This window comes from Arenibacter sp. ARW7G5Y1 (assembly GCF_003201775.1).
Classification (GTDB): domain Bacteria; phylum Bacteroidota; class Bacteroidia; order Flavobacteriales; family Flavobacteriaceae; genus Arenibacter.
Genome location: NZ_QJJZ01000002.1, coordinates 433,036 through 457,924, shown reverse-complemented (window position 1 = coordinate 457,924; position 24,889 = coordinate 433,036). Strand labels below are relative to the sequence as shown.

Below are 24,889 nucleotides of genomic sequence, written 5' to 3'. Positions count from 1 at the left end.
TTTTAAACAGAAGTACAAATGCTTCAGCAGAATCCTTTAATGCCAAAGTAAAGGCTTTTAGATCACAATTTAGGGGAGTCAGGAATACGGAATACTTCTTATATCGCTTGATTAAATTATATTCTTAAAATGGTAAAAACCCAAGTTTTGGACTTGATCCCGGAAAGTTCCATAAAAAGAAAGAATTAATAGAGAAATAATTTGTTGTACCTATGTTGTACCCGTCTAAAAACGAAAAGGCCTTCAATCTCTTGAAGGCCTTTGTTTACTAAGCGGTCCGGACGGGACTCGAACCCGCGACCCCCTGCGTGACAGGCAGGTATTCTAACCAACTGAACTACCGAACCGTGGCGTTTAGCGAGTGCAAATATACACCCCTTATTTAATTGCACAAACAATTTTCTAAAAATAATGCAAGTTTCTACGTAAATTTTTGGCGCTCCACCATAAAGGTGTTCATTATCAACGAGAAACTATCTTTTACATCCACCTCCACATATTTAATTTTATATTGGGCACATTTAAGTTTCAATGCGGCGAAGTATGACCCCACCTCTTTTTCATAGGCTTCCTTTACAGAATCGGCATAAAGATCAATATGGGATCCTGTTTCCACATCTAAAAAACGCTTGGGTGTATTTTCAAAATCAAATGAATATTCTGTTTCCTTGTCCATGATATGAAAAAGAACTACCTCGTGTTTATTGTACTTTAAATGACGTAAGGCCTCGAACAACTGTCCATTATCTTCGGAAGTCTGGAACATGTCTGTGAAAAGTACGATTAAACTTCTTCTTTTTATTTTTTCGGCAATCTGGTGCAAATAGGTATAAGTCTCGGTCTGTTTGGCAGGTTTAGTTTCCTGACTAATCCCGCTTAATATGGCCAACAACATTTGGTGGTGCCTTTCACTACTCTTTTCCGAAGAATAAAAATTATATTGGTCGCTATATACACTTAAACCAACTGCATCCCGCTGTCTTTTAAGAATATTCATCAATGCGGCAATAGCCAGGACCCCAAAACCAATTTTATTAAGGTTTTTAAGGCTTAAGGCTCCAACTTCCGGATAATACATGGAAGCCGAATTGTCCAGGATCATATGACATCGTAAATTGGTCTCTTCCTCGTAGCGCTTGGTATACAACTTATCTGTCTTGGCAAACAACTTCCAATCTATATGCTTGGTGCTTTCCCCCTTATTATAGATTTTATGTTCTGCAAATTCCGCTGAAAATCCATGAAAGGGACTTTTATGGATGCCACTGATAAATCCTTCCACCACCTGTCCTGCCAATAATTCCAAGTTTTGAAACAAACTTGCCTTATGTAATTCCGATTGTAGCTCCATAATGCTAAGATAATGAAGATATGGCCGGGTTAAAAAATAGAAAAGCCAAAAAAAGGGAGACCAAACTAATTAATTGGTAGTCAACTCCTTTTTTTCTAGGTTTCAAATATTATATTCCTTGAAAATTGGGCATAAAAAAATCCCGCTAAAGCAGGATCTTTTTTCAACTTTTTATTCCTATTCGGAAATCAGTGTAGGCTACAGCAATGCATCAATTGCATCGGTATAAACCTTTTTAGGGGAAACACCAACCTGTCTGTTCACTATTTCACCATTTTTAAACACCAATACCGTGGGGATATTTCTTACGCCGTACTTAGCGGCAAACTCTTGATTGGCGTCCACATCTACCTTACCAACAACGGCCTTACCATCATACTCGGTACTTACCTCATCGATAATAGGACCTACCATTCTACAAGGACCACACCATGCGGCCCAAAAATCCACTACTACCGGTTTATCACTTTTTAAAACTACTTCATCAAAAGTAGCATCTGTTATTTCTAATGCCATGTTTCGTTATTTTTAAATATTATACAAATTTAGACAATTATTTTGCCTTTTCCTTACTAACGATATATTCGTTTTAACTATGGTCAAATTGATAAAACCTATTCTTTTTAACACTTTGGACTTAGGTGATATTCCCCACCTTCCCATTCATCAACTACAAAACATTTAATTCAACTTGTAATGTACATCCTTTTCATTGAGCTGCAGGAGTAATTCACTCGATATTTGAATTTTTTGTTTTCTACTGGTCATATTTACTTTTATCTGCTCCTCCATCTCGTATACCACAAAACTTAAGGGATGATTCCCCTGATGTGAGACCAAAGTATCCTTAAGGTCCAATATGCTTTCCTCCTTCAGTTGGGATATATCCAACTTAATGGTGAGTTTTTTGGCAAAGGTTTCCATCACGTCCTGCAACATCATGATCATATTAAACTGCATTCTGGGATCTCCTTTTTTACCGGTATCACGGTTTACCCAGCCTTCGCGCACAAACACTTTGACATAGGCGAAAGAATTGATCATCAAGAAATGGCGGTACTTTAAATACTCTTCCCCAAACATTCTAAATTCAAAGGTATCCGTATAATCCTCCATAGTGAACATGGCCCATCCCTTGCCATTTTTAGAAACCCTATGCTGCACATCGGTTATGACCCCAGCAAAGGACACCTCTCTATTGACTATTGCCTCCAAATCATTTAAATTGGAGAGGCTCGCATTGCAGAAAGCCTTTATTTCTGCATTAAAATCGTCCAAGGGATGGCCGGAAATATAAATTCCCACTACTTCTTTTTCCCTTCGCAATTTCCCCATAGTACCCCATTCCTCACAGGGAGGCACCACGGGTTCCGGAATCTGCACGTTACTGGTATCGCCAAACAAACTCACTTGTGAGGAATTCTCATTCTCTTGAAATTTGGCCCCATATTTCATGGCTTTTTCCAAAAAGGTAATTCCGTCCCCTTCATCATAAAAATATTGAGCTCTATGTGTATCCCCAAAGGAATCGAAGCCACCGGCCACCGCCAAATTCTCAAAAGCCTTTTTATTCGCTGCTCTTAGATCGATGCGTTTGGCCAGGTCAAAAACAGATTTATATGGTCCGTCTTTCTTTCTATTCTCCACGATGGTTTCCACCGCACCACGGCCAACCCCTTTTACAGCTCCCATGCCAAACCGCACTGCACCGGCATCGTTTACCGCAAACTTATAATAAGATTCGTTTACATCTGGCCCCAATACTTCCAGCCCCATGCGTTTACACTCTTCCATAAAGAAGGTAACCTGCTTTATGTCGTTCATGTTATTGGAAAGCACGGCCGCCATATATTCTGCTGGGTAATGTGCTTTACAATATGCTGTCTGATAGGCAATCCAAGCGTAACAGGTAGAATGCGATTTGTTAAATGCATAGGCTGCAAATGCCTCCCAATCCTTCCAAATCTTCTCCAACTTGTCTACGGGATGACCTTTTTCCGAAGCCTGTTTTATAAACTGTGGCTTCATTTTGTCCAAGACATGCTTCTGCTTCTTCCCCATCGCCTTACGCAAAACATCCGCCTCGCCCTTGGTAAAATCGGCAAGCTTTTGAGAAAGTAGCATCACCTGCTCCTGGTATACTGTAATTCCGTAGGTTTCCGCTAAATATTCCTCACAGGCATCAAGGTCATATATAATTTCTTCCGTACCGTGCTTACGGGCAATGAAACTGGGAATATATTCCATGGGGCCTGGACGGTACAAAGCGTTCATGGCTATAAGATCTGCAAAAACGGTAGGTTTTAACGCCCGCATGTGTTTTTGCATGCCGGGAGATTCATATTGAAACACCCCTACGGTTTCCCCACGCTGGAAAAGCTCGTAAGTCTTTTCGTCGTCCAAGGGAAAATTCTCCGGATCCAATTCTATACCGTGTTTGGCCTTTACTATTTTTACGGTATCCTTGATAAGGGTCAAGGTTTTTAACCCCAGGAAATCCATCTTTAGCAATCCAGCACTTTCCACCACCGAGTTGTCGAACTGGGTACAATACATATCGGAATCCTTCGCCAAGGCCACAGGGACGAACTTGGTAATATCATCGGGCGTAATAATCACCCCACAGGCGTGTATACCGGTGTTACGTACGGAACCCTCCAAAATATACGCCTGATTCAGGGTTTCAGATTCCAGACCATCACCCTCGGAGATCGCCAGCAACTCATTGATTTTTATCAGTTCCTCGCTATTGAATTTTTCCTTTAAAGTTTTTTCGTCTACCCCAATGATCTTCTTTAACTTGGACATATTGGGAATCAGTTTGGCCATACGATCCGCATCCCCCAGCGGCAGATCCAAGGCCCGTGCCGTATCCCTAATGGATGACTTTGCTGCCATGGTACCATAGGTAATGATCTGGGCCACCTGATTGGATCCGTATTTATTGATCACATAATCCATTACCCTACCACGGCCTTCGTCATCAAAATCGATATCGATATCGGGCATGGACACACGATCTGGATTTAGGAATCTCTCAAAAAGTAGATCGTACTTAATAGGGTCCAAATTGGTTATCCATAAGCAATAAGCAACGGCAGACCCCGCTGCGGAACCCCGACCAGGACCAACCGATACATCCATATTACGTGCGGCCCGGATAAAATCCTCCACAATCAGGAAATAACCCGGATATCCGGTCTTCTCAATTACCTTAAGCTCAAAATCGAGTCGCTCATCAATTTCAGGGGTAATCTCACCATATCTTTTTTTAGCCCCTTCATAAGTTATGTGTCTAAGATATTTATTCTCACCCCGTTTACCACCATCCAACTTATCTTCTTCAAACCTAAACTCCTCCGGAATATCAAAAGCAGGCAATAACACGTCACGGGCAAGGGTAAATGTCTCTACCTTGTCTATAACCTCCTGAATATTGGTAATGGCCTCAGGAATATCCTTGAAGAGGTCCTTCATTTCATCAGGGGACTTAAAGTAATATTCCTGATTGGGCAGGCCATATCGGTAACCTCTCCCTCGACCTATAGGAGTAGCCTGTTTTTCACCATCCTTTACACATAGTAAAATATCATGGGCATGCGCATTCTCCTTTTCCAGGTAATAGGTATTGTTGGTAGCAACCAATTTTATATTGTGCTTTTGGGCAAACTGTATCAACACCTGGTTTACTCGGTCTTCATCCTCCTGACCGTGGCGCATAATTTCCATGTAAAGGTCATCCCCAAAGGTCTCCTTCCACCACAACAAGGCTTCTTCCGCCTGGTTCTCCCCAACATTTAAGACCTTACTGGGCACTTCCCCATAAAGATTCCCCGTTAGGACAATGATATCCTCCTTGTATTGCTCTATGACCTTCTTATCTATACGCGGTACATAATACTTCCCTTCCACGAAAGCAATGGAGGACATTTTTGCCAAATTCAAATACCCATTTTTGTTTTTGGCGAGCATTACTATTTGATACCCATTATCCTTCTGGGATTTATTGGTATGATCTTCACAGACTTGAAATTCACAGCCTATAATCGGCGTAATCTCCAACTCTGGTTCCGGAAGTTCCTGCAACGGTTCTTGGCCTTCTTCCAAGGTTCCGTTGATAGTGGCTTCATAACGCTTTAAATTTTCTTCGTTCCTGGCAACAACTCCCTTGTTGTGGTTAATAACCCCATTAACAAAATGAAAGGCTCCCATCATGTTCGCATGATCGGTCATCGCTACCGCTGGCATCTTGGCCTTTGCTGTAGCCGAGATCAAGGCAGGAATACTAATGGTAGACTGCAGAATGGAAAACTGTGTATGGTTATGGAGGTGGGCAAAGTTTGCGGCCTCCAAGGTGGCCAAATTTTCTTTTATCTCTTCCTTGGAAACCCCACCTGTATCTTTCTCCCATAATGCATCGGCTATTTTTTTTGATGCCTTTTTTAGGTTGATGTGCTTTAAGCCTATCAATTGTATTTCCTGGGGATTGGCCTCGGAGAAATTCTTAAAATAATCGGGCTGAACATCCAATTGTTCGGCCGTATATTCCTGTTTACGAACCAATTCCAAGAAGCAACGAGTGGTTGCCTCCACATCGGCCGTGGCATTGTGCGCTTCCCCAAAAGGCTCTCCAAACAAGTATTGATGCAATTCCGTTAAGGTCGGTAATTTAAACTTACCGCCCCGCCCCCCGGGAATCTGACATAATTGGGCCGTATGTTCGGTACAGGTATCCAGTACTGGCAATTCCTGTAACGAATTTTCAACTTGGTACCGATGGAATTCAGCCCCCATAATATTAAGGTCGAATCCCACATTCTGGCCAACTACAAACTTTGTTTTGGAAAGTGCCGTATTGAATTTCTCCAAAACCTCTCCGATCGGAATACCGTTTTGTTGTGCCAATTCCGTGGATATTCCATGAATTTGTTCGGCGTCATAAGGTATATTGAATCCATCTGGCTGCACCAAATAATCCTGACTTTCCAAAAGCCTGCCCATATCATCGTGCAACTGCCATGCAATCTGTATACAGCGGGGCCAATTGTCGGTATCCGTATAAGGGGCATCCCAACGTTTGGGTAATCCAGTAGTTTCCGTATCAAAAATAAGGTACATAGAGCGATTTTATATGATGGGATTGGAAGTGGTAAAAATAAGGAAATAGCGCCTAAAGCTAAAGGGCATTTATCAGGAGTTATCAACGTTCACAAATGCATGGAAGCGGATGGAATCATCTGCTTCCACTTTGTTATTCCCAAACATTTGAACCCTATGCTGTTTCATACCCTTAGTGGATGGCGGAAGCACAAATTCCCTTTTACATTAAATCCCATTATACCCCCCTCACCCTACCTCTTCCATCAGTTGTCCTCTTTCTTTGAAGTCCAGGGCAAATTTAAGCTTCATCCACAGCCTGTGCATATCCAATTTTAGGCTTCCGCCCTTTGCTGGCAATTTCCCAAGTAGTTTGGCCTTGTCCTTTAAGCACCTATTGATTGTTTATTTTACCTATTGCAGATATATATCCCTTTTCGGCATCATAATTTTTTACCAATAGGTAGGTTAACCCCTTTTGAGATTTTTCCGAATACATCATTTTACCTCTCATCATTTTTAATTGGACATTATGGGAGCGACCTTTGCCAGCCCTTGTAATAAACTATATGAATTGTACACAACTCCAAATTCAAAATTGGCCTCGACACAAGTTTAACAGCCTTTCTAAAGAAATGTTAAGCTATTTGCACACATAAATTAAATTTTTGCCCAAATATTTGACAACCACATAAAAAGAAATATTATATTTGCACCCGCTTAGGAAGAACCTAGCGAATAAAGAATTAATAACCAAGGGTCGGGCACCCTACAAATTAATGTGATATGCCAGTTAGAATTAGATTACAAAGACACGGAAAAAAAGGAAAACCTTTTTATTGGGTAGTAGCTGCGGATTCCCGCGCCAAAAGAGATGGTAAATACTTGGAAAAATTAGGTATCTACAATCCAAATACCAACCCTGCAACCATAGAATTGGATGTTGACAGTTCCGTAAAATGGCTACAGAACGGCGCACAGCCTTCTGAAACTGCAAAAAGAATTTTATCATACAAAGGAGTACTTTTAAAGCACCATTTATTAGGCGGTGTTCGTAAAGGCGCCTTGACCGAAGAGCAAGTTGAAGAAAAATTCAATGCTTGGTTGGAAGAAAAAGCAAATATTGTTGGTTCCAAGGTAGATAGTTTGGCCAAGGCGGAAGCCGACGCTAGAGCTAAGGCTTTAAAAGCTGAAAAAGAGGTGAACGAAAAACGTATCGCCGCTGCTGCCGAAGCTGAGGCACCTGCAGCTGAAGAAGTCATTGAAGAAACTGCTCCCATAGTGGAAGAAGTTGCCGAAGCGGCCGCTCCTGAAGAAACGGCTGCACCTGCAGAAGCTCCTGAAGAGACTAAAGAAAAAGAATAGCTAATTATAAACGATGACAAAGGAAGAATGTTTCTACCTCGGTAAAATCGTTTCCAAACATAGCTTTAAGGGTGAGGTACTCATTAAATTGGATACCGATGAACCCGAATTGTACGAAAAACTGGAATCAGTATTCGTTTCCCTCGGAAACAATCTGGTTCCTTTTTTTATTGAAAAAAGCCAACTTCACAAATCCAGTCTCTTACGAGTGCGATTTGAGGAGGTTGCCGATGAATCGGACGCAGACAAGGTAATGGGCTCCGAAATATATCTTCCCCTTGAATTTTTGCCCAAATTAAAAGGCAATAAATTTTATTACCACGAAGTAATTGGCTTTACCGTTGAAGACAAGGTCCATGGCAATATAGGAATCATTCAAAGTATAAACGACACCACTGCCCAAGCTCTTTTTGAACTTGAAAAAGACGGCAAACATTTGCTTATTCCAGTAAGGGATGAGATAATTGTTAAGGTGGCCCGTGAAAACAAAACTATTTTTGTTGACACACCTGAGGGGTTGGTAGACCTTTACTTGTCCTAACCCCCCCATCTTTTTAATTTTTACCCCCTTATAAAACGGATGGTAATTTTACCTATCTTTCTTTATTGCATTTCTTATTGACCGGGTCGGATCCAAATAATTTTTCCACCTCATTTTGGTTAGGAAAATTGCTTGTAAAAGGGAACTGTCCAAAGTAATGCAAAACTTAGATTGAAATAACTATTCAGTATTCACGTAATTATTTTATACCTTAAAATGATTCATCCTAAAACAGAATTACAATTCATCAATAGGGAGATCGGCTATGGTGTAGTAGCCACAGAATTTATTCCTGCAGGAACCATAACCTGGGTATTGGACAAGTTGGACCGCCAATTCACCCCTGCCGAACTTGAATCCCTGGAACCACTTTATCAGTCCATATTGGACACCTACACCTTTAGGGACAATAAGGGAAGATTTATACTTTGTTGGGACAATGCGAGATACGTTAACCACAGTTTTAACTCCAATTGCCTTACCACCGCCTATGATTTTGAAGTGGCCATTCGCGATATACATATTGGGGAACAACTAACGGACGACTATGGATATCTAAACATCCCACAACCCTTCAGGGGAATTGATGAAGGCACAAAACGAAAGGTTGTATATCCAGATGACCTACTGAAATATTACAAAATATGGGACAAAAAATTACAACTCGTATTTCCAAAAATCCCAAAGTTGGAACAACCCTTAAAACCTTTAATTACAGAAAATATTTGGAATTTGGTAAGGGCCATTTCCGAAGGTGAAAAAATAATGGATTCCATTAAAAACAACTATTACAACGGGGCTTAACAAGAACAACAACCTCTCCTAGGGGTGCACTACAAAATTTTTTGCCATAGCACTTTCGGCCATTGGAGCATAACATTTCAAAATATTATTTTAGCTTTATCAAATTCCCTAATAGGGACTTACATCAAAAACTAAAATAATGTTCAGAAATCTACGCTTGCTTTTCCTTTCATTGGTTTTATTTTCCTGCGTGGAAAAGAAAAAAGAATCAAAGCCCGAAATTCCACCCAATGTAATTTTAATTTTTACCGATGATCAGGGGTATCAGGATGTAGGTACTTTTGGCGCTCCCAATATTGAAACCCCCCATTTGGACCAAATGGCAAAAGAGGGGCTAAAACTCACCAGTTTTTATTCTGCCCAACCTATTTGTTCCGCTTCAAGGGCAGGTATACTTACCGGCTGCTACCCCAACCGAATTGGCATTCACAATGCCTTGGGGCCGGGTAGCCCTACAGGAATAAATGCATCGGAAATGACCATAGCGGAGATGCTAAAAAATATTGGTTATAAAACCGCCATCTATGGAAAATGGCATTTAGGCGATAGTCCACAGTTCTTACCAACGAGACATGGTTTTGACGAATTCTTTGGCATCCCCTACTCCAATGATATGTGGCCCTACCACCCCCAACAGGGTTCGGTATTCAATTTTGGCCCCTTGCCACTTTATGAAAATGAAACGGTCCTGGATACGCTTACGGAGCAATCCCAACTTACCACCCAAATAACGGAAAGGAGTGTTGATTTTATCAACAGGAACAAAAACAATCCTTTCTTTCTATATGTACCCCATCCACAGCCCCACGTACCACTCTTTGTATCGGATAAATTTAAAGGAAAATCAAAAAGAGGTCTATACGGGGATGTTATCATGGAGATCGACTGGTCCGTAGGTGAAATATTGGCTGCTTTGAAAAAGAACGGCCTGGAAGACAATACAGTGGTTATCTTTACTTCGGACAATGGACCGTGGCTTTCCTATGGCAACCACGCGGGCAGTGCCCTGCCCTTTAGGGAAGGCAAGGGAACTGCTTGGGAGGGGGCACAGCGCGAGCCCTTCATTATGAGATACCCCAACAAGATAACCCCTGGAAAAACCATAGACATACCAGTCATGGCCATAGATATTTTGCCTACCATCGCTGAAATAACAGGAGCTCGCTTGCCCAACTTAACTATCGATGGAAAAAGCGCCTTGTCCCTGCTCACCGGGGAAAGCCAAGAAAGCCCACAGCAAGCTTATTTCTTTTACTATAGAATAAACGAACTCATGGGCGTACGTTATGGAAAATGGAAAATGTACTTCCCCCATACTTACAGGACCATGGACGGACAAGAGCCTGGTAGGGATGGGCTACCAGGGAAATACCGTATGGTTGAAATGGAGGAAATAGAACTTTATGATGTTACAACAGATGCAAGTGAGACCAACGACCTGGCCGAAGAATACCCGGAAGTGGTAGACCAAATAAAAATCCTGGCAAATGAGATGCGCCATGAACTGGGGGATTCCCTACTGGAGTTGGAAGGTACCAACAACAGGGAGGCAGGAAAAGTGGAGTAGGCAAAGCTATCTCTTATAATCAAAAGCTGGATTTACCATGAGCAAACCCTTCCAATTTAAACAATTCCAAATACATCAGGATCGCTGTGCCATGAAAATTGGTACCGATGGTGTTTTATTGGGAGCCTGGACCTCTTTGGAGCACCAACCCTTTTCCATCATGGATATTGGGGCGGGAACGGGAGTTGTGGCTTTAATGTTGGCACAAAGAAGCCATGCAGAAAGTATAGACGGCATAGAAATAGATGAAGATGCCTATGAGCAATGTGTCGAGAATTTTGAAGCTTCCAATTGGGCCGATCGTTTATTCTGTTACCATGCTTCCCTAAATGAATTTGTATCCGAAATAGACGATAAATACGATCTTATTGTATCCAATCCACCATTTTACGCTGAAATGGTACCCAGTGGAAATGAATCCAGGGATATCGCAAGACAGAGTCGGTCCCTTCCCTTTGAGGAACTTTTGACCGGCGTTGTGAAACTCTTGGCGAAAAATGGCACCTTTTCCACCATCATCCCGTTTAAGGAAGAGGCAAGATTTTTGGATTTGGCAGCTGCAATCAACCTTTATCCCAGGCGGCTTTTGCGCATTAAAGGAAATCCCAATTCCGGGATTAAGCGAAGCATGTTGGAATTACAATTTGGAAAGACTTCTGTTGAAATTGAAAATCTGACCATAGAGTTGGCCCGACACCAATATACCGAGGAATACGTAGAACTGACAAGGGATTACTATTTAAAAATGTAACAATCATACTTTCTTGTGTTATATTTTTAAACAAATCCTTAATTTGTTTATTTTTGATTCTAAAATTAATGCTATGCGACCCGATTTGTTTGAAGCTCCTGATTATTACAATTTAGACGATCTTTTATCCGAAGAACATAAATTGGTGCGCGATGCTGCCCGGCAGTGGGTAAAACGGGATATCTCGCCTATCATAGAAGAATATGCCCAAAAAGCAGAGTTTCCAAAACAAATCATCAAAGGCCTCTCTGAGATTGGGGCCTTTGGGCCCTATATCCCTCAGGAATACGGAGGGGCAGGTCTGGATCAGATTAGCTACGGGTTAATAATGCAGGAAATAGAACGGGGCGATAGCGGGGTCCGCTCCACCGCCTCGGTACAATCCTCTTTGGTAATGTATCCAATTTATGCCTACGGCAATGAGGAGCAACGAAAAAAATACTTGCCCAAATTGGCCTCTGGCGAATTTATGGGCTGTTTTGGATTAACGGAACCCAATCATGGATCCAACCCCAGTGGCATGGAAACAAAGTTTAAGGATAAAGGGGATCATTTTCTATTAAACGGCGCCAAACTTTGGATTTCCAACTCTCCTTTTGCCGATATAGCAGTGGTCTGGGCCAAGAACGAAGAAGGACGTATCCATGGACTTATAGTAGAACGGGGCATGGAAGGTTTTACAACGCCGGAGACCCATAACAAATGGTCATTACGCGCCTCGGCCACAGGCGAATTGATTTTTGATAACGTAAAGGTACCCAAAGAAAATCTACTGCCGGGTAAAAACGGACTGGGAGCACCCTTGGGCTGTTTGGATTCCGCCCGCTATGGAATTGCCTGGGGTGCCATAGGCGCTGCAATGGATTGTTATGATACCGCCTTGAGATATGCCAAGGAGCGCATCCAATTTGGAAAACCAATAGCTGCTACCCAACTACAACAAAAAAAACTGGCGGAGATGATTACAGAAATCACCAAAGCACAATTATTGGCCTTCCGATTGGGGCAATTGAAAAACGAAGGAAGGGCCACTACGGCGCAAATTTCTATGGCCAAGCGGAATAATGTTGACATGGCGATCAAAATAGCCCGGGAGGCCAGACAGGTTTTGGGAGGAATGGGCATCACTGGAGAATACAGTATTATGCGCCATATGATGAATCTTGAAAGCGTTATCACCTATGAAGGCACCCATGACATCCATCTACTGATAACCGGTGCGGACATTACAGGGCTTCCTGCTTTTCAGTAGGTGAATACAAACCAAATGTAATAGGCAAACTTTGAAACGTCTTAAAGCTGGCTTCTTAAAGATCGCCCTAACAGCACTTCTTATTCCCCGTCATTTCGTTGGCGCAGGCTTGGACCTTTTCTTCCGCACCAAGCTATCCGCAGGATAATTGGCCTTTAAATAGGCCATTTGGGCCTTGGACCAATCCATAATTTTGTCCCGTTGCTCTTGGGTAAGGTTAGCTTCCGAATGAAGTCCTAAATAGGTATAGGAAGGTATTGGCATTTCCTTTTCTTCCACCATTTCCACAACCTCTTCAAATTTGTGGTATTGTATGGCCAATGGCAACTTGGTGAAATTGGAAAAATTCAGATGCCTTTTACCGTCCACAACATGATTGTTCAAGAACCAGGCCACCGGCTGCACGTTGGAATACCAAGGGTATTCCGTCTTATTGGAATGACAGTCATTACAGGAAACTTTCAACAAATGGTTTACATCCTCAGGAACATTATATTTCGTTGAAATGTCGTCCGTATTTTCGTCGGATTCATTTTTTTCGGGTCGGAAAAACTGGATCAGGATCAATACTAAACCCAAGCCCAACAAAATTTTTTTTAGCATAATAAAAATATTGGTTAATGATAAATACAGCGAATTATACCTTATCGGCCGTATACTAAGGTACTATATTTTTAGTTTTGATACTCATTTTTAAAAATGGTCTAATAATTAATAGCGCACTAACCAATGGATTATCCTAAGGTAACATTGGAAACAACCCCAAAGTATATATTTACGGTAACCAAACAATGGATACGTTCTTATAATACAATTTGAGTCAGCTACCCCAAACCGATGCTACCATCGGTTTTTTTATTTATAAAATTGAGCCCTTTTATTTGTTCATAAGACTCCGTGCAGCCTTGAGTCCCCTTCCACAAAAATGAAGCCGTACAAAACCATTCAAAGAGTACTTTTAAAACTCTCACTTCCTGTTGCCTAAAAATTGGCTGTACCATTGTCCCGAAGACTTTATAATTCGTTGCTGATTTTCAAAATCCACATATACCAAACCAAATCTAGGGTTATACCCTTCCGCCCATTCAAAATTGTCGGTAAATGTCCATACAAAATACCCATCCACCTTTAGTCCTTCCATTTTCGCCCTATGAACCTGCTTTAAATAGGCCTGCAAATAGGAAAGCCTTTCCTTATCCATTACCCTGCCTTCATAGATTTCGTCTGCAAAGGCCGCTCCGTTTTCCGTAATTATTATTTTTTTTACCCCCTCGTAGCCATTAAATCTTTCTATCATCTTAAAAATACTGGGAGGATATACTTCCCAATCCATTAGGGTAGCCCTAACCTTGCGTTTACTTGCCCTTACTATTTTGGCCCTTATATGGGGTACGAGATAGGAATGCTTTACTTTTTCCCGCGTATAATTTTGGATCCCCACAAAATCGAAATCAAAAACAGAGTTCTCGGCGTCCCCTGGCAATATATAGGATTGCATTCGTTTAAGAACGGGCATTGTCTCCCAAGGGTATCCCATTCCCAAGGAAGGCTCAATAAAGAGTCGGTTAAGCATGGCATCCACCCTTTCTGCAGCCTTAAGGTCCTTGGGATTGTTCATATATGGTGATATTTGGGAACAGGAAAAGGTGGTGCCAATATGGGCATTGGCCACCAGATTGCGCAAAATCCTACCTCCAGCGGCCTGGCACAATACCGCGTGGTGCACTGAGGGCAAAAAATTTTTCAAACCTCTCCTTCCTGGGGCATGTACCCCTAGAAAATAACCCGCACCCGTAAAAACCATGGGTTCGTTCAATACCATCCAATTCTTGACCCTATCCCCAAAATTAGTGGCACAAACTGTTACATATTCCTGGAACCATTCCACGATTTCCCGATTGGCCCACCCTCCTTTTTCTTCCAGTGCCAGGGGCAGGTCCCAGTGATATAATGTCACCCAAGGCGTTATACCGCATTCCAGACAAAAATTGATTACATCATTGTAAAATCCAATTCCTCTGTTGTTTATAGCACCTGTTCCATTTGGTAATATCCGGGGCCAGGACAGGGAGAGCCTAAAGTGATCAATATTCATTTTCTTCATCAAGAGGATATCTTCTTGAAACCTATGATAAAATTCACAGGCATGGTTACCATGCTGATTTTGGTAAGTATTTCCCTTTTTTGAGGTAAATTCATCCCAAATGGAGGGCCCTTTATCGTGCCTATCGTGTGCCCCTTCAATCTGGTAGGCCGCCGTAGATACGCCCCAAACAAAATTCTCCCCAAAATCATCTGCTTGCAAATTGAAATAATCCAAATTTTTCGACATACCAACAAAGATTGTTTAGTCTAGAACGGCCTCCTCAAGCAACTGGTCAATAATCTGTTTTGTGATATCGGGATAGTGTATCTCCATTTTGGTTTCACTATCTACCCATTGTCTTAATTTTTCCAAATGCTTATTTTTTAGGGATTTGATTACAGGAACCCCCAATTCCCTCAATGCGGCGGAATTGCATTGTTGTTCGTACTGTCCTTTCATGGGGATTACCATCAACTTCTTACCCAGGTGCAAAGCCTCGGCAGGGGTTTCAAAACCCGCGCCGCACAATATCCCCTTGGCAGTGACCATACTTTGCACGAATGCTTCATTGGTTATTGGCCTAATACTGATATTCTTGCCAAAAAACTCCGTTTTATTGTGTTTGGAAAAAACTTCCCACTTAATATTGGGTACCTCTGAAAGGGTTTTCAAAATCCTGCCATCGCTATAGGACGGCAGATACACGGTATAATGATTCCCTTCCTTAACCTCAGCCGTTCTAATGTCCTTTCGGATGATAGGCGTATAAATTTTATCCGAGTAGGCTCTAAAATGCAGGCCAAACTGTAGCGTGGTGGGCGCATAGTTCTTTAAAATAAATTTACCCATAAGGTCGTTTTTGTCCGGTTTTGGGGAATTGGGGGAAAGCACTGCCGCCTGATGGCTAAAACTTATGGAAGGCTTATTTTTTAGTTTACATGCCCAGGCAGAAACGGGTTCAAAATCATTGATGATCAAGTCATAATCTTCTATGGGTATACTTTTTATCTCCTTCTGAAATCTAGCGGCATTGGACTTCAGATAAGTCCTCCATACATCAACATTGCCTTGCTTTCCAAAAATAAAACTAAGTCCTTTTAACTGATACTTGACAGGGTGGGGAATCCGAATATCCGCCTGTATTCCGCTTACAAGTATATCCAATTCCACTCCCTTTTTCTGTAGTGCCGGAATAACATCGCGCGCCCTACTAAGATGACCATTGCCAGTTCCCTGAATGGCATAAAGTATTTTCATATTATCCGAGTTTTAAGAGATCAAAAGGAAAAGAAAGGTCATTCATTCCCTGCAGAGGTCAAAAACTGAAATTCCCTCACCAAATTCTGAAAAAGTTGGTTTTTATCGGGAATCTCCATTGGCTCCATAATGTTTTCGTCATCATTGATAATCATAACATCCTCCATATAGTGGTATAATCTCCATGCCCCATTATTGTATTCCAAACTAGTTAAATTCTCTATCCAATCCCTGGAATTAAGATACATGACCGACCCTTTGGAAGTAGCTATTTCTCTCATTTCGGGTTGGTGAATATGCCCACAAACCACATAATCATATCCATTTTCTATTGCGATATCAGCAGCAATCTGTTCAAAATCATTAATGAATTTAATCGCCGATTTAACACTGCTTTTTATCTTCTTGGACATGGAAACCGGGCCTTTTCCCATTTTTTTACTGCAATAATTTATGGCACTGTTCAACAAAATAAGCATGTCGTAACCCGTAGCTCCCAGTCTTGCAATCCATTTGGAATGTTGCATGGTAACATCAAAAACATCCCCATGGAACATCCAGGCCTTGCTACCATTTATTTCCAAGACCACTTTATTGACAATACTAAAGGATCCCAATTTAAACCCTAAAAACTTCCTTAACATTTCATCATGGTTGCCGGCCACATAGTGCACGGGGATTCCTTCCGCCACCCATTGCATAATTATTTTTACCACCTTCATGTGCGATTTTGGCCAGTAACGCTTACTAAATTGCCATATATCAATAATATCGCCGTTTAAAACCACTTCTTTGGGTATTATCGATTTTAGATATTTGACTAATTCTTTGGCATGGCATCCGTAGGTACCTAAATGTACATCGGATAAAACCACTAATTCCACAGGTCTTTTTTTCATGGAGCAATATTTGATCGGTTTATGATATGAAATTGGTAGGGAGCGCAAATGGACCTTGATCCTGGATTTAAAAATTTGACCATTGTGGTCAATATTGAATTGGCAATAATTTTCATGCACAGAAAATCGATATATATTCAAAGATTGCCATTTCAGACTGACAATAAGCCAATTATGAGTTTAAAATTAGGTTATATGATTGTTAACAGACTGTTTTCAACGCTGGCAATGGTAGGGTCCAGCATCATATCCACACAAGAAAAGTCGTAATATGGGCACTTAATAGAAGTGGAAACACCTAAGGTTCAAGAATGGAAAAATGCCCCTTGCCGCAGATATTGGGGTCCAATCAGCCTATGTACGAACAAGATACTTGGATAAATTCTGTCTAAGTTTATCAAAGGTAATCGGTTTGGTAAAATAATCGTTCATTCCAACCTCTTTGGCACCTTGAATAGTTTCCTTGGTCACATCTGCCGAGAAGCCAATAATAATCAAGTCTTTCTGGGTTTTTCTAATTTCCACGGTAGCCTCATATCCGTCCATTTCCGGCATATGGATATCCATAAAGACCAGGTCGTATTGGTTTTCGGCCACTGCCTTTACCGCTTCTTTTCCGTTCCCTACCCAATAGGTCTTTATGCCAAATGCATCCAAGGTCTTTTTGAGTACCACTACATTTACCTTATTGTCGTCCACGATCAAAACCTTAAACCCGGTCAAATCTATCCCATTGGAAATGGGAGCTTTAACATCCGGTTTCATCTCTGTAATAGGAAACTTTATTGAAATCTTAAATTCCGTGCCAATATTTTCTGAACTTTCCACCTCAATATGACCTTCCAACAATTCTATCAACAAATAGGTTATATACAATCCCAGCCCACTACCTTCATGCCTTTTGGTAATACCCGAATCTATTTGTGTAAACCTATCAAAAATGGTTTTAAGTTTACTTTTTGGTATTCCGATTCCCGTATCCTTAATGGCGATACTAATATTTAGGTCACTTTGGATTATGTCTTCGTCGTACGTAATATCTATTCCTCCGGCGTCCGTGAACTTTAGGGCATTCCTCAAAAGATTGGTGAGTATCTGGCCAAATTTTCCTATGTCCGCAATAACATGGGTTTTGGAATCCGAGACCACATACAAATTTACGTAAAGCCCCTTGGTCTCAATACTAGGTCTATAAATACTTATAATATTCCGTAACTCGTCCGATGGGGAAAAGATATCCTTTTTAAAACTTATTTGGCCAGATTCTATTTTATCTATTTCCAGTATATCGTTCACCAATAAAAGTAATTTTTTGGAAGAGACGTCCATCAAAGAAAGATATTCCTGTAGGGAACTATCCAATTTGGACTCCTTAAGGACCTCGATAAAGCCCATAATTGCATTTAAAGGGGTTCTAATTTCATGGCTCATATTGGATACAAACTCGGTTTTTGCCTTGGAGGCTTTTTCCGCCTTGGTTCGCTCTTCCCTCAAACTTCTATTGGCTACCCGAAGCTTAATATTTAAATCCCTAAAACGTTTGTTTTCATTTCTAGAAGATTGATAAAAATAGGTCAACAAACTCATAAGTAGGGATATTAGGACCCCAAAAATTAAAATGCTGGAAGAAGACTTATTCCTTTCGGCCAAAACGTTTTTATTACGGGGCATTAAATAAAAGGTCCACACCTGTTTATCATCCTCGTCAACCTCATATGACCTAACATAGACCAAATCATCGCCAAAATCGCTTGGCGTAGGGTCATTGAGTTTATAAAAAGTGGTTCCCTTATCGTCCTTTATTTCAATGGCATAATTGTCCATTCCAGCGGACAACGTATCGAAAGTATCCGTAAAATCCATACCAGCGGTTATGGTTCCCTGGAATTTACCCCCAAAAAAAACAGGAACATCGATCAATATGGAATGCCCTCCCTGTATTAAAGGTATCCAAGAGGTTAAGTTAGTTGTGGAATCCCTCACATGGCGCAACCATTCTTCACGACGCGGGTGGTTGAATAAATTCATGCCAACCACGGCCTCGTTCCCCTTATACGGAACAATCCTCCTGATAACCAAGGAGCTATCGATCCATTCTACGAATTTAAAAGATTGGTCTTCCTTTAGAATAAGTCTGGCATCCTCTTCCCAATACTCAAAATAATCTCCATTGGTCATTTCAAGCCTCTCCATAAGATTCTCAAGGACAATAATACTTTTTTGGCCAGAGGACAAAAATCCTTGGGACTGGATATGTCCATTGGTCTCAATTTCTTTCTTGAGCAGCTCCCTGTTGGAATCCAAAGAGCTCTTCCAAAGCGCAACTACCACAATCATCAATAGCACAAAAACAGAAAAAGGGTAAATTATTTCTTTCTTGGGAATCTTAAGGGACATATTAGGGGCGCTCTAAAGCTGAATTAGTTCAATTAGTGGTTGCTTTAGCCAAAGATATCACAATAAATAAAAAACTCCTCTTTTTTATTCGGCTTATAATACTGGAACAATACAATCACTGTTCCCCCATTAAACAATCCATTATTCCCTTGGCCCCATGACCATAACCTTAGGGAAGAAACCCCCCTGTGAAATAATTTAAGAAATTTATAAATAAACTTTTCTAAAAATTTATCTTTGCCCCAAATAAAAATCATGAATATGTCTTATGTAGATTTATATAGTAGTGGAACGCACAGAAGAAATTTGGCGCATTTTGCCTCCATTGCTACTTTGGCCGCCATTGACGGCGAAATAAACTCTCAGGAAAAGGAATTATTGGACCGTTTTGCCAATAAGCTTGATATTACGGAGGACGAGTATAAGGAGGTTATGAAATCGGACAATAAGTATCCCATAAATCCACCTGCCAGTTCCGAAGAGCGTTTGGAAAGATTATTCGATTTGTTCAGAATTATTTTTGTTGACAATGTAATTGATGAAGAGGAAAGAGCCCTTATTACCAAATATGCCATAGGTTTGGGGTACAGGTCTGAAAGTGCCAATCTGATCATTAAAAGATCTATAGATATTTTTTCCGGAAGAATAGATTTTGAGGACTATCTGTACCTTTTAAAACACTAGTATTCCGTGTAGTTATGATTTAGAAAAGGAGCTTGGGGCTCCTTTTCTTATTTTGTGGCCTGCATAAACTCCTCGGCCTTTTCCACCATTTTTCTGCTACCACAAAAGAAGGGCACCCTTTGGTGCAATTCCGTGGGTTTTATATCCAGGATAGGCCCATACCCATTGCTCGCTTTCCCATTGGCTTGTTCCGCTATAAATGCCATAGGGTTGCACTCGTACAACAGTCTCAATTTGCCTTCTGCCGCAACACTACTCTTGGGATATAGATAAATACCGCCCTTGATCATATTTCTATGAAAATCCGACACCAAAGAACCTATATATCTTGAGGTATAGGGCCGATCCCCTTCCTCCTTCTGACAATATTTAATATAATCCTTTACACCTTGGGGAAAGTGTACATAATTACCTTCGTTTACCGAGTATATTTTGCCCGTTTCAGGAAACTCCATATTGGGATGCGAAAGATAAAAGGTCCCCAGGGCCGGATTTAGGGTAAATCCGTTTACCCCATCACCTGTAGTATATACCAACATGGTTGAAGTACCATAAACAATATAACCGGCCGCTATTTGAGCCCTGCCAGGTTGTAAAAAGTCCTCCATATCCACCGGGGTACCAATAGGGGTAACCCTTCTATAGATAGAAAATATGGTTCCTACCGAAACATTTACATCTATATTGGAAGATCCATCCAAGGGGTCTATCAACACAACGTATTTATTTTGATGCTGGTTATCACTACTATTTATACTGATAAAATCATCTTCTTCCTCCGAGGCGATCCCGCAGACTATTTCCCTATTTATTAAGGTCTGAATGAACTTTTCGTTGGCCAAAACATCCAATTTTTGTTGGTCCTCACCTTGGATATTGGTATCCCCGGCCGCTCCAATAATATCTACCAAACCCGCCTTATTAACCTCGTGGTTTACTACTTTTGCCGCCAATCTAATGGCGTTGATAAGTTTCGAAAGTTCTCCGGAGGAATATTGGAATGACGATTGGTTTTCAATTATGAATTCACCTAGGGTCGTATTTTTTCTATACATCGCGAAAGCTTTGTTTATTTGAGCACAAATATCGGTTAATTTGTGAAACTACAACGTTTTCGTAAAATATTGATTTTTTAAATTTATAACTTTGTGTTTTATTTGTAACAATTATGGAATATAATATTCGAGATGCCGTGGCCAAGGATATGGCCCAAGTACATAAACTGATAAAGGAGTTGGCCGTTTTCGAAAAGGAGGACAACGCCGTAGAGGTGACGGAAGAGGATTTAAAGAGGGATGGATTTGGCTCCGACAAATTATTTCATTGTTATGTAGCTGAGGCAAATGACAAGGTGGTTGGGATGGCACTACTGTACAACAGGTATTCCACTTGGAAAGGTCCTATTATACACCTTGAAGATTTGATCGTAACTGAATCCATGAGGGGTAGCGGTCTTGGTGCCGCCCTGTTGGAAAAAGTAGTTGAACACGGATACCGCCTGGGGGTTAAACGCATTAGCTGGGAGGTGTTGGACTGGAACGAACCGGCTATTTTATTTTATGAAAGTAGAGGTGCCAATGTTTTGAGGGATTGGAATGTTGTGCATTTGGACGAAAAAGGAATTAAAACATTTTTAAATAAGTTATGAGGGTTTTTAAATTTGGGGGTGCATCTGTAAAAGATGCAAGCGGTGTAAAGAACGTTGTTAAGGTTTTAGAGGAAGTTGGTCACAATAACACCCTATTGGTAGTATCGGCCATGGGAAAAACGACCAATGCCATGGAAGATATTGTAAATGCGTATTTCAAGGATAAATCCTTATTAACCTCTGTAGTTCATGAAGTGATCCAATACCACGACCATATTCTTAATGACTTGTTTTCCAATGACAAGCACCCTGTTTTTGCACGGGTAAAAACTCTTTTTGATGAAGTACAAGGGTTTTTGGTCTGGAACAAATCGCCTAAATACGGATTTGTTTATGACCAAGTTGTGGGTTATGGTGAATTGGTTTCCACGACCATTCTCAGTGCCTATTTAAATGAAATTGGAATCCCCAACCAATGGTTGGACGTCCGCTCCCTGATCAAGACCAACGATGATTATCGTGATGCCATTGTAAATTGGGAGAAGACGCAAAAAAACGTTACTGAAAAAGTGGACAAGCGTAAGCTTAATATTACCCAAGGCTTTTTGGGCAGTGACGACAACAACTTTACCACAACTTTGGGCCGCGAGGGTTCGGATTACACCGCTGCCATTTTGGCCTATTGTCTAAATGCCGAGGAGGTTACTATATGGAAGGATGTTCCCGGGGTTTTGAACGCGGATCCCAGATATTTTGAAAAAACGGAATTGTTGAACAAAATCTCATATAGAGAAGCTATTGAATTGGCCTTTTACGGGGCTTCCGTTATTCACCCAAAAACTTTGCAACCTCTGCAAAGAAAGGAAATACCCTTACACGTTAAGTCCTTTATCAATCCCAAGGACAAAGGTACCACCGTTGGAAAAGGTATAGGAATTGAACCTAAGGTCCCCTGTTTTATTGTAAAGAAGAACCTTGTTCTCATGAAACTGTCCTCCCTGGATTTTTCATTTATTGTGGAAGACAGCATCAGTGAACTCTTTAAATTATTGCACGATCATCAGATGAAAGTAGATCTGATCCAAAATTCCGCCATTAGTTTTTCTGTATGCGTCGATAATAAATTTGACAAATTGGAAGAGCTTTTAAACCTATTGAAAAGTAGGTTCAAAGTAGTGCATCAAGAGGGTGTTTCCCTATATACCATTAGACATTTTGATACGGAAGCCATAACAAGTCTACAAAAAGGCAAGGAAATCCTGCTTGAACAACGCGGGAAGGAAACCGTACAATTGGTGGTTCAATAGGCAATGAAATAATTTGTTGGAAAGTATATATAAGGATAGCTGTAGTGATTTTCCTATCTTAGCGTCTACCAAATTACACTAAGGTATGGGTTTAGTAACCGCAAAGGAAGTAGCCAAGGCTATCAACCTGGATAAATACGGCTTTCTGGGAACGTTTATTGGATGGGTACTCATGAAAGTAACCAAAATTTCCAGCATTAACCAATTTTACGACCAACATAAGCATTTGAACGGGACGGACTTTCTGGATGCCATTTTGGAACATTATGAAATAAAATTTGAAATTCCAGAGGAGGATTTTAAACGCTTGCCCAAACAGGGTTGCTATATTACCATTTCCAATCATCCACTTGGTGGGATAGATGGGGTACTCCTTTTAAAATTACTATTAAAACATAGGTCCGATTTTAAGATAATCGCCAACTTCCTACTGAACAGGATAGAACCTATGTCCCCCTATATACTACCCGTAAATCCTTTTGAGACCCATAAGGATGCCAAGAGCAGTATTTCCGGGTTTAAAAATGCCATGAAGCATTTGCAGGACGGCCACCCCTTGGGAATTTTTCCAGCGGGGGAAGTTTCAACCTACAGGGATGGGAAATTAATTGTGGACAGGCCTTGGGAAGAGGCCGCCTTAAAATTAATACGACGGGCAGAGGTACCCGTAGTTCCCATCTATTTTCACGCTAAAAACAGTCGGTTGTTTTATCGTCTCTCCAAGATAAGCGATGTATTCCGCACGGCCAAACTACCTTCTGAGGTAACCACGCAAAAAAACAGGATTATCAAGGTGCGCATTGGGCAACCCATTTCCGTACAAACACAGAACGAACAGGAAAATTTAGCAGAATTTGCGGATCTTTTAAGACGAAAGACCTATATGTTGTCCAATGCCTATGAGAAAGAAAGGTTATTGGACCAGATTCCAACAAGTTTAAAAATACCGAAAGCCCCGCGAAAAATAGCCACAGCGGTACGCACAGAGGTCATACAGGAAGAAATAGAACGTCTAAGGGAAAAAGACTGTAGGCTGTTGCAGAGCAAAAATTATGAGGTCTTTTTGGCCAAGGCTGCAGATATGCCCTTTATTCTAAAGGAAATAGGCAGACAGCGCGAAGTTACTTTTAGGGCCATAGGCGAGGGCACCAATAATGCCATTGATCTGGATAAGTTTGATAATTATTACCGACACCTCTTCCTGTGGGACGACGAGGACAAAGTAATCGTTGGGGCCTACCGGATGGGCATGGGTTCGGAAATATTTGAAGAATACGGAATAGACGGGTTTTACTTACAGGACCTGTTTAGATTTGAACCAGAACTGTACGGTATGATGTCCAAATCCATTGAAATGGGTAGGGCCTACATCATCAAGGAATACCAACAAAAGCCTATGCCACTATTCCTCTTGTGGAAAGGCATTGTACATACTACCCTAAGATTCCCGGACCACAAATTTTTAATCGGAGGGGTTAGCATAAGCAATCAGTTTTCCAACTTTTCAAAATCCTTAATGATAGAATTTATGAAAAGTAATTATTGGGATCCCTATGTGGCCCAATATATCAGGCCAAAAAAGGAGTTTAAGGTGAAACTAAACGATGCCGACAAGGATTTTATATTTGATGAAACCGAGGCCGATCTCAATAAATTTGACAAACTAATTGAGGAAGTGGAACCAGGTAGTTTAAGACTACCCGTTTTGATCAAAAAATACATAAAGCAAAATGCCAAAGTGGTGGCCTTTAATGTGGATCCCTTATTCAACAACTCAGTGGACGGCTTAATGTACATTAAAATAGCCGACTTACCAGAAAGTACAGTGAAGCCGGTAATGGAAGAATTTCAGGCAGAATTGGAACGGAAGTTGGCCGAGGGGCAACAGGATGATGGAAACCCTGCTTAGGATTTTCTCCCGCGGCAGTCCTTAAAGCACTCCT

At 41.1% G+C, this 24,889-nt stretch carries 20 protein-coding genes and 1 tRNA gene; 11 read left to right on the top strand and 10 right to left on the bottom strand.

The features are described 5' to 3' along the window. A partial coding sequence (locus tag C7972_RS05115; RefSeq protein ID WP_146216268.1) for a transposase occupies positions 1 to 128 on the top strand: 128 nt, incomplete at its 5' end. 145 nt (positions 129 to 273) lie between these two features. Here C7972_RS05115 and C7972_RS05110 read toward each other — a convergent pair. The 4 genes from C7972_RS05110 to dnaE all read right to left on the bottom strand — a co-directional run bounded on the left by C7972_RS05110 (position 274) and on the right by dnaE (position 6,469). Continuing rightward, positions 274 to 347 (bottom strand) — tRNA-Asp (locus tag C7972_RS05110). Between the two features lie 74 nt (positions 348 to 421). Beyond that, positions 422 to 1,351, bottom strand: a complete 930-nt coding sequence (locus tag C7972_RS05105; protein WP_110355136.1) for a DUF58 domain-containing protein — start codon at positions 1,349 to 1,351, stop codon at positions 422 to 424. Between the two features lie 198 nt (positions 1,352 to 1,549). Continuing rightward, positions 1,550 to 1,867 (bottom strand): thioredoxin, encoded by a 318-nt coding sequence (gene trxA, locus C7972_RS05100; protein WP_031442126.1) that lies wholly within the window; start codon positions 1,865 to 1,867, stop codon positions 1,550 to 1,552. Positions 1,868 to 2,032: 165 nt separating this feature from the next. Beyond that, the gene (gene dnaE / locus C7972_RS05095) at positions 2,033 to 6,469 is read right to left on the bottom strand and encodes a DNA polymerase III subunit alpha (protein WP_110355135.1); all 4,437 of its coding nucleotides are present in this window, start codon (positions 6,467 to 6,469) and stop codon (positions 2,033 to 2,035) included. 765 nt (positions 6,470 to 7,234) lie between these two features. Between dnaE and C7972_RS05085 the strand changes: the two genes are divergently transcribed. From C7972_RS05085 to C7972_RS05060, 6 genes are all read left to right on the top strand, one after another. Next, complete coding sequence (locus C7972_RS05085) at positions 7,235 to 7,813, top strand: 30S ribosomal protein S16 (protein WP_110355133.1); 579 nt, start codon at positions 7,235 to 7,237, stop codon at positions 7,811 to 7,813. A 13-nt stretch (positions 7,814 to 7,826) separates the two neighbouring features. Then, on the top strand, positions 7,827 to 8,354 hold the full coding sequence (rimM, locus tag C7972_RS05080) for a ribosome maturation factor RimM (protein ID WP_110355132.1): 528 nt from the start codon (positions 7,827 to 7,829) through the stop codon (positions 8,352 to 8,354). A gap of 216 nt (positions 8,355 to 8,570) precedes the next feature. Beyond that, the gene (locus C7972_RS05075; RefSeq protein WP_110355131.1) at positions 8,571 to 9,158 is read left to right on the top strand and encodes an SET domain-containing protein; all 588 of its coding nucleotides are present in this window, start codon (positions 8,571 to 8,573) and stop codon (positions 9,156 to 9,158) included. Positions 9,159 to 9,297: 139 nt separating this feature from the next. Continuing rightward, positions 9,298 to 10,725: a sulfatase gene (locus tag C7972_RS05070; RefSeq protein ID WP_110355130.1), complete on the top strand. Its 1,428-nt coding sequence runs from the start codon at positions 9,298 to 9,300 to the stop codon at positions 10,723 to 10,725. Positions 10,726 to 10,762: 37 nt separating this feature from the next. After that, the gene (locus tag C7972_RS05065; RefSeq protein WP_110355129.1) at positions 10,763 to 11,476 is read left to right on the top strand and encodes a tRNA1(Val) (adenine(37)-N6)-methyltransferase; all 714 of its coding nucleotides are present in this window, start codon (positions 10,763 to 10,765) and stop codon (positions 11,474 to 11,476) included. Positions 11,477 to 11,549: 73 nt separating this feature from the next. Continuing rightward, positions 11,550 to 12,728 carry an acyl-CoA dehydrogenase family protein gene (locus C7972_RS05060; protein ID WP_110355128.1) on the top strand — a complete coding sequence of 393 codons (1,179 nt, stop codon included), beginning with the start codon at positions 11,550 to 11,552 and terminating at the stop codon, positions 12,726 to 12,728. Positions 12,729 to 12,818: 90 nt separating this feature from the next. On the opposite strand, the gene C7972_RS05055 is transcribed toward C7972_RS05060, so the two are convergent. The 5 genes from C7972_RS05055 to C7972_RS05030 all read right to left on the bottom strand — a co-directional run bounded on the left by C7972_RS05055 (position 12,819) and on the right by C7972_RS05030 (position 19,367). After that, positions 12,819 to 13,331 (bottom strand): heme-binding domain-containing protein, encoded by a 513-nt coding sequence (locus tag C7972_RS05055; RefSeq protein ID WP_110355127.1) that lies wholly within the window; start codon positions 13,329 to 13,331, stop codon positions 12,819 to 12,821. Between the two features lie 364 nt (positions 13,332 to 13,695). Continuing rightward, positions 13,696 to 15,060 carry a GH1 family beta-glucosidase gene (locus tag C7972_RS05050; RefSeq protein ID WP_110355126.1) on the bottom strand — a complete coding sequence of 455 codons (1,365 nt, stop codon included), beginning with the start codon at positions 15,058 to 15,060 and terminating at the stop codon, positions 13,696 to 13,698. 15 nt (positions 15,061 to 15,075) lie between these two features. Beyond that, a complete protein-coding gene (locus C7972_RS05045) occupies positions 15,076 to 16,071 on the bottom strand; it encodes a glycosyltransferase family protein (RefSeq protein ID WP_110355125.1) in 996 nt (331 codons plus the stop codon). A gap of 38 nt (positions 16,072 to 16,109) precedes the next feature. Beyond that, positions 16,110 to 16,970: a UDP-2,3-diacylglucosamine diphosphatase gene (locus C7972_RS05040; RefSeq protein ID WP_110355124.1), complete on the bottom strand. Its 861-nt coding sequence runs from the start codon at positions 16,968 to 16,970 to the stop codon at positions 16,110 to 16,112. Between the two features lie 354 nt (positions 16,971 to 17,324). Beyond that, positions 17,325 to 19,367 (bottom strand): response regulator, encoded by a 2,043-nt coding sequence (locus tag C7972_RS05030; protein WP_110355122.1) that lies wholly within the window; start codon positions 19,365 to 19,367, stop codon positions 17,325 to 17,327. Between the two features lie 261 nt (positions 19,368 to 19,628). Here C7972_RS05030 and C7972_RS05020 point away from each other — a divergent pair, with 261 nt between their 5' ends. Then, on the top strand, positions 19,629 to 20,051 hold the full coding sequence (locus C7972_RS05020) for a TerB family tellurite resistance protein (RefSeq protein ID WP_110355158.1): 423 nt from the start codon (positions 19,629 to 19,631) through the stop codon (positions 20,049 to 20,051). A 47-nt stretch (positions 20,052 to 20,098) separates the two neighbouring features. Here C7972_RS05020 and fbp read toward each other — a convergent pair whose 3' ends face one another. Then, positions 20,099 to 21,106, bottom strand: a complete 1,008-nt coding sequence (fbp, locus tag C7972_RS05015; protein WP_110355120.1) for a class 1 fructose-bisphosphatase — start codon at positions 21,104 to 21,106, stop codon at positions 20,099 to 20,101. A 113-nt stretch (positions 21,107 to 21,219) separates the two neighbouring features. Here fbp and C7972_RS05010 point away from each other — a divergent pair, with 113 nt between their 5' ends. The 3 genes from C7972_RS05010 (at position 21,220) to C7972_RS05000 (ending at position 24,855) form a co-directional block, all read left to right on the top strand. Next, positions 21,220 to 21,699 (top strand): GNAT family N-acetyltransferase, encoded by a 480-nt coding sequence (locus tag C7972_RS05010; protein WP_110355119.1) that lies wholly within the window; start codon positions 21,220 to 21,222, stop codon positions 21,697 to 21,699. After that, positions 21,696 to 22,946, top strand: a complete 1,251-nt coding sequence (locus C7972_RS05005; protein ID WP_110355118.1) for an aspartate kinase — start codon at positions 21,696 to 21,698, stop codon at positions 22,944 to 22,946. The genes C7972_RS05010 and C7972_RS05005 overlap by 4 nt, the downstream gene beginning before the upstream one ends. Positions 22,947 to 23,031: 85 nt before the next feature. After that, positions 23,032 to 24,855 carry a lysophospholipid acyltransferase family protein gene (locus tag C7972_RS05000; protein WP_110355117.1) on the top strand — a complete coding sequence of 608 codons (1,824 nt, stop codon included), beginning with the start codon at positions 23,032 to 23,034 and terminating at the stop codon, positions 24,853 to 24,855. Positions 24,856 to 24,889 lie beyond the last annotated feature (34 nt).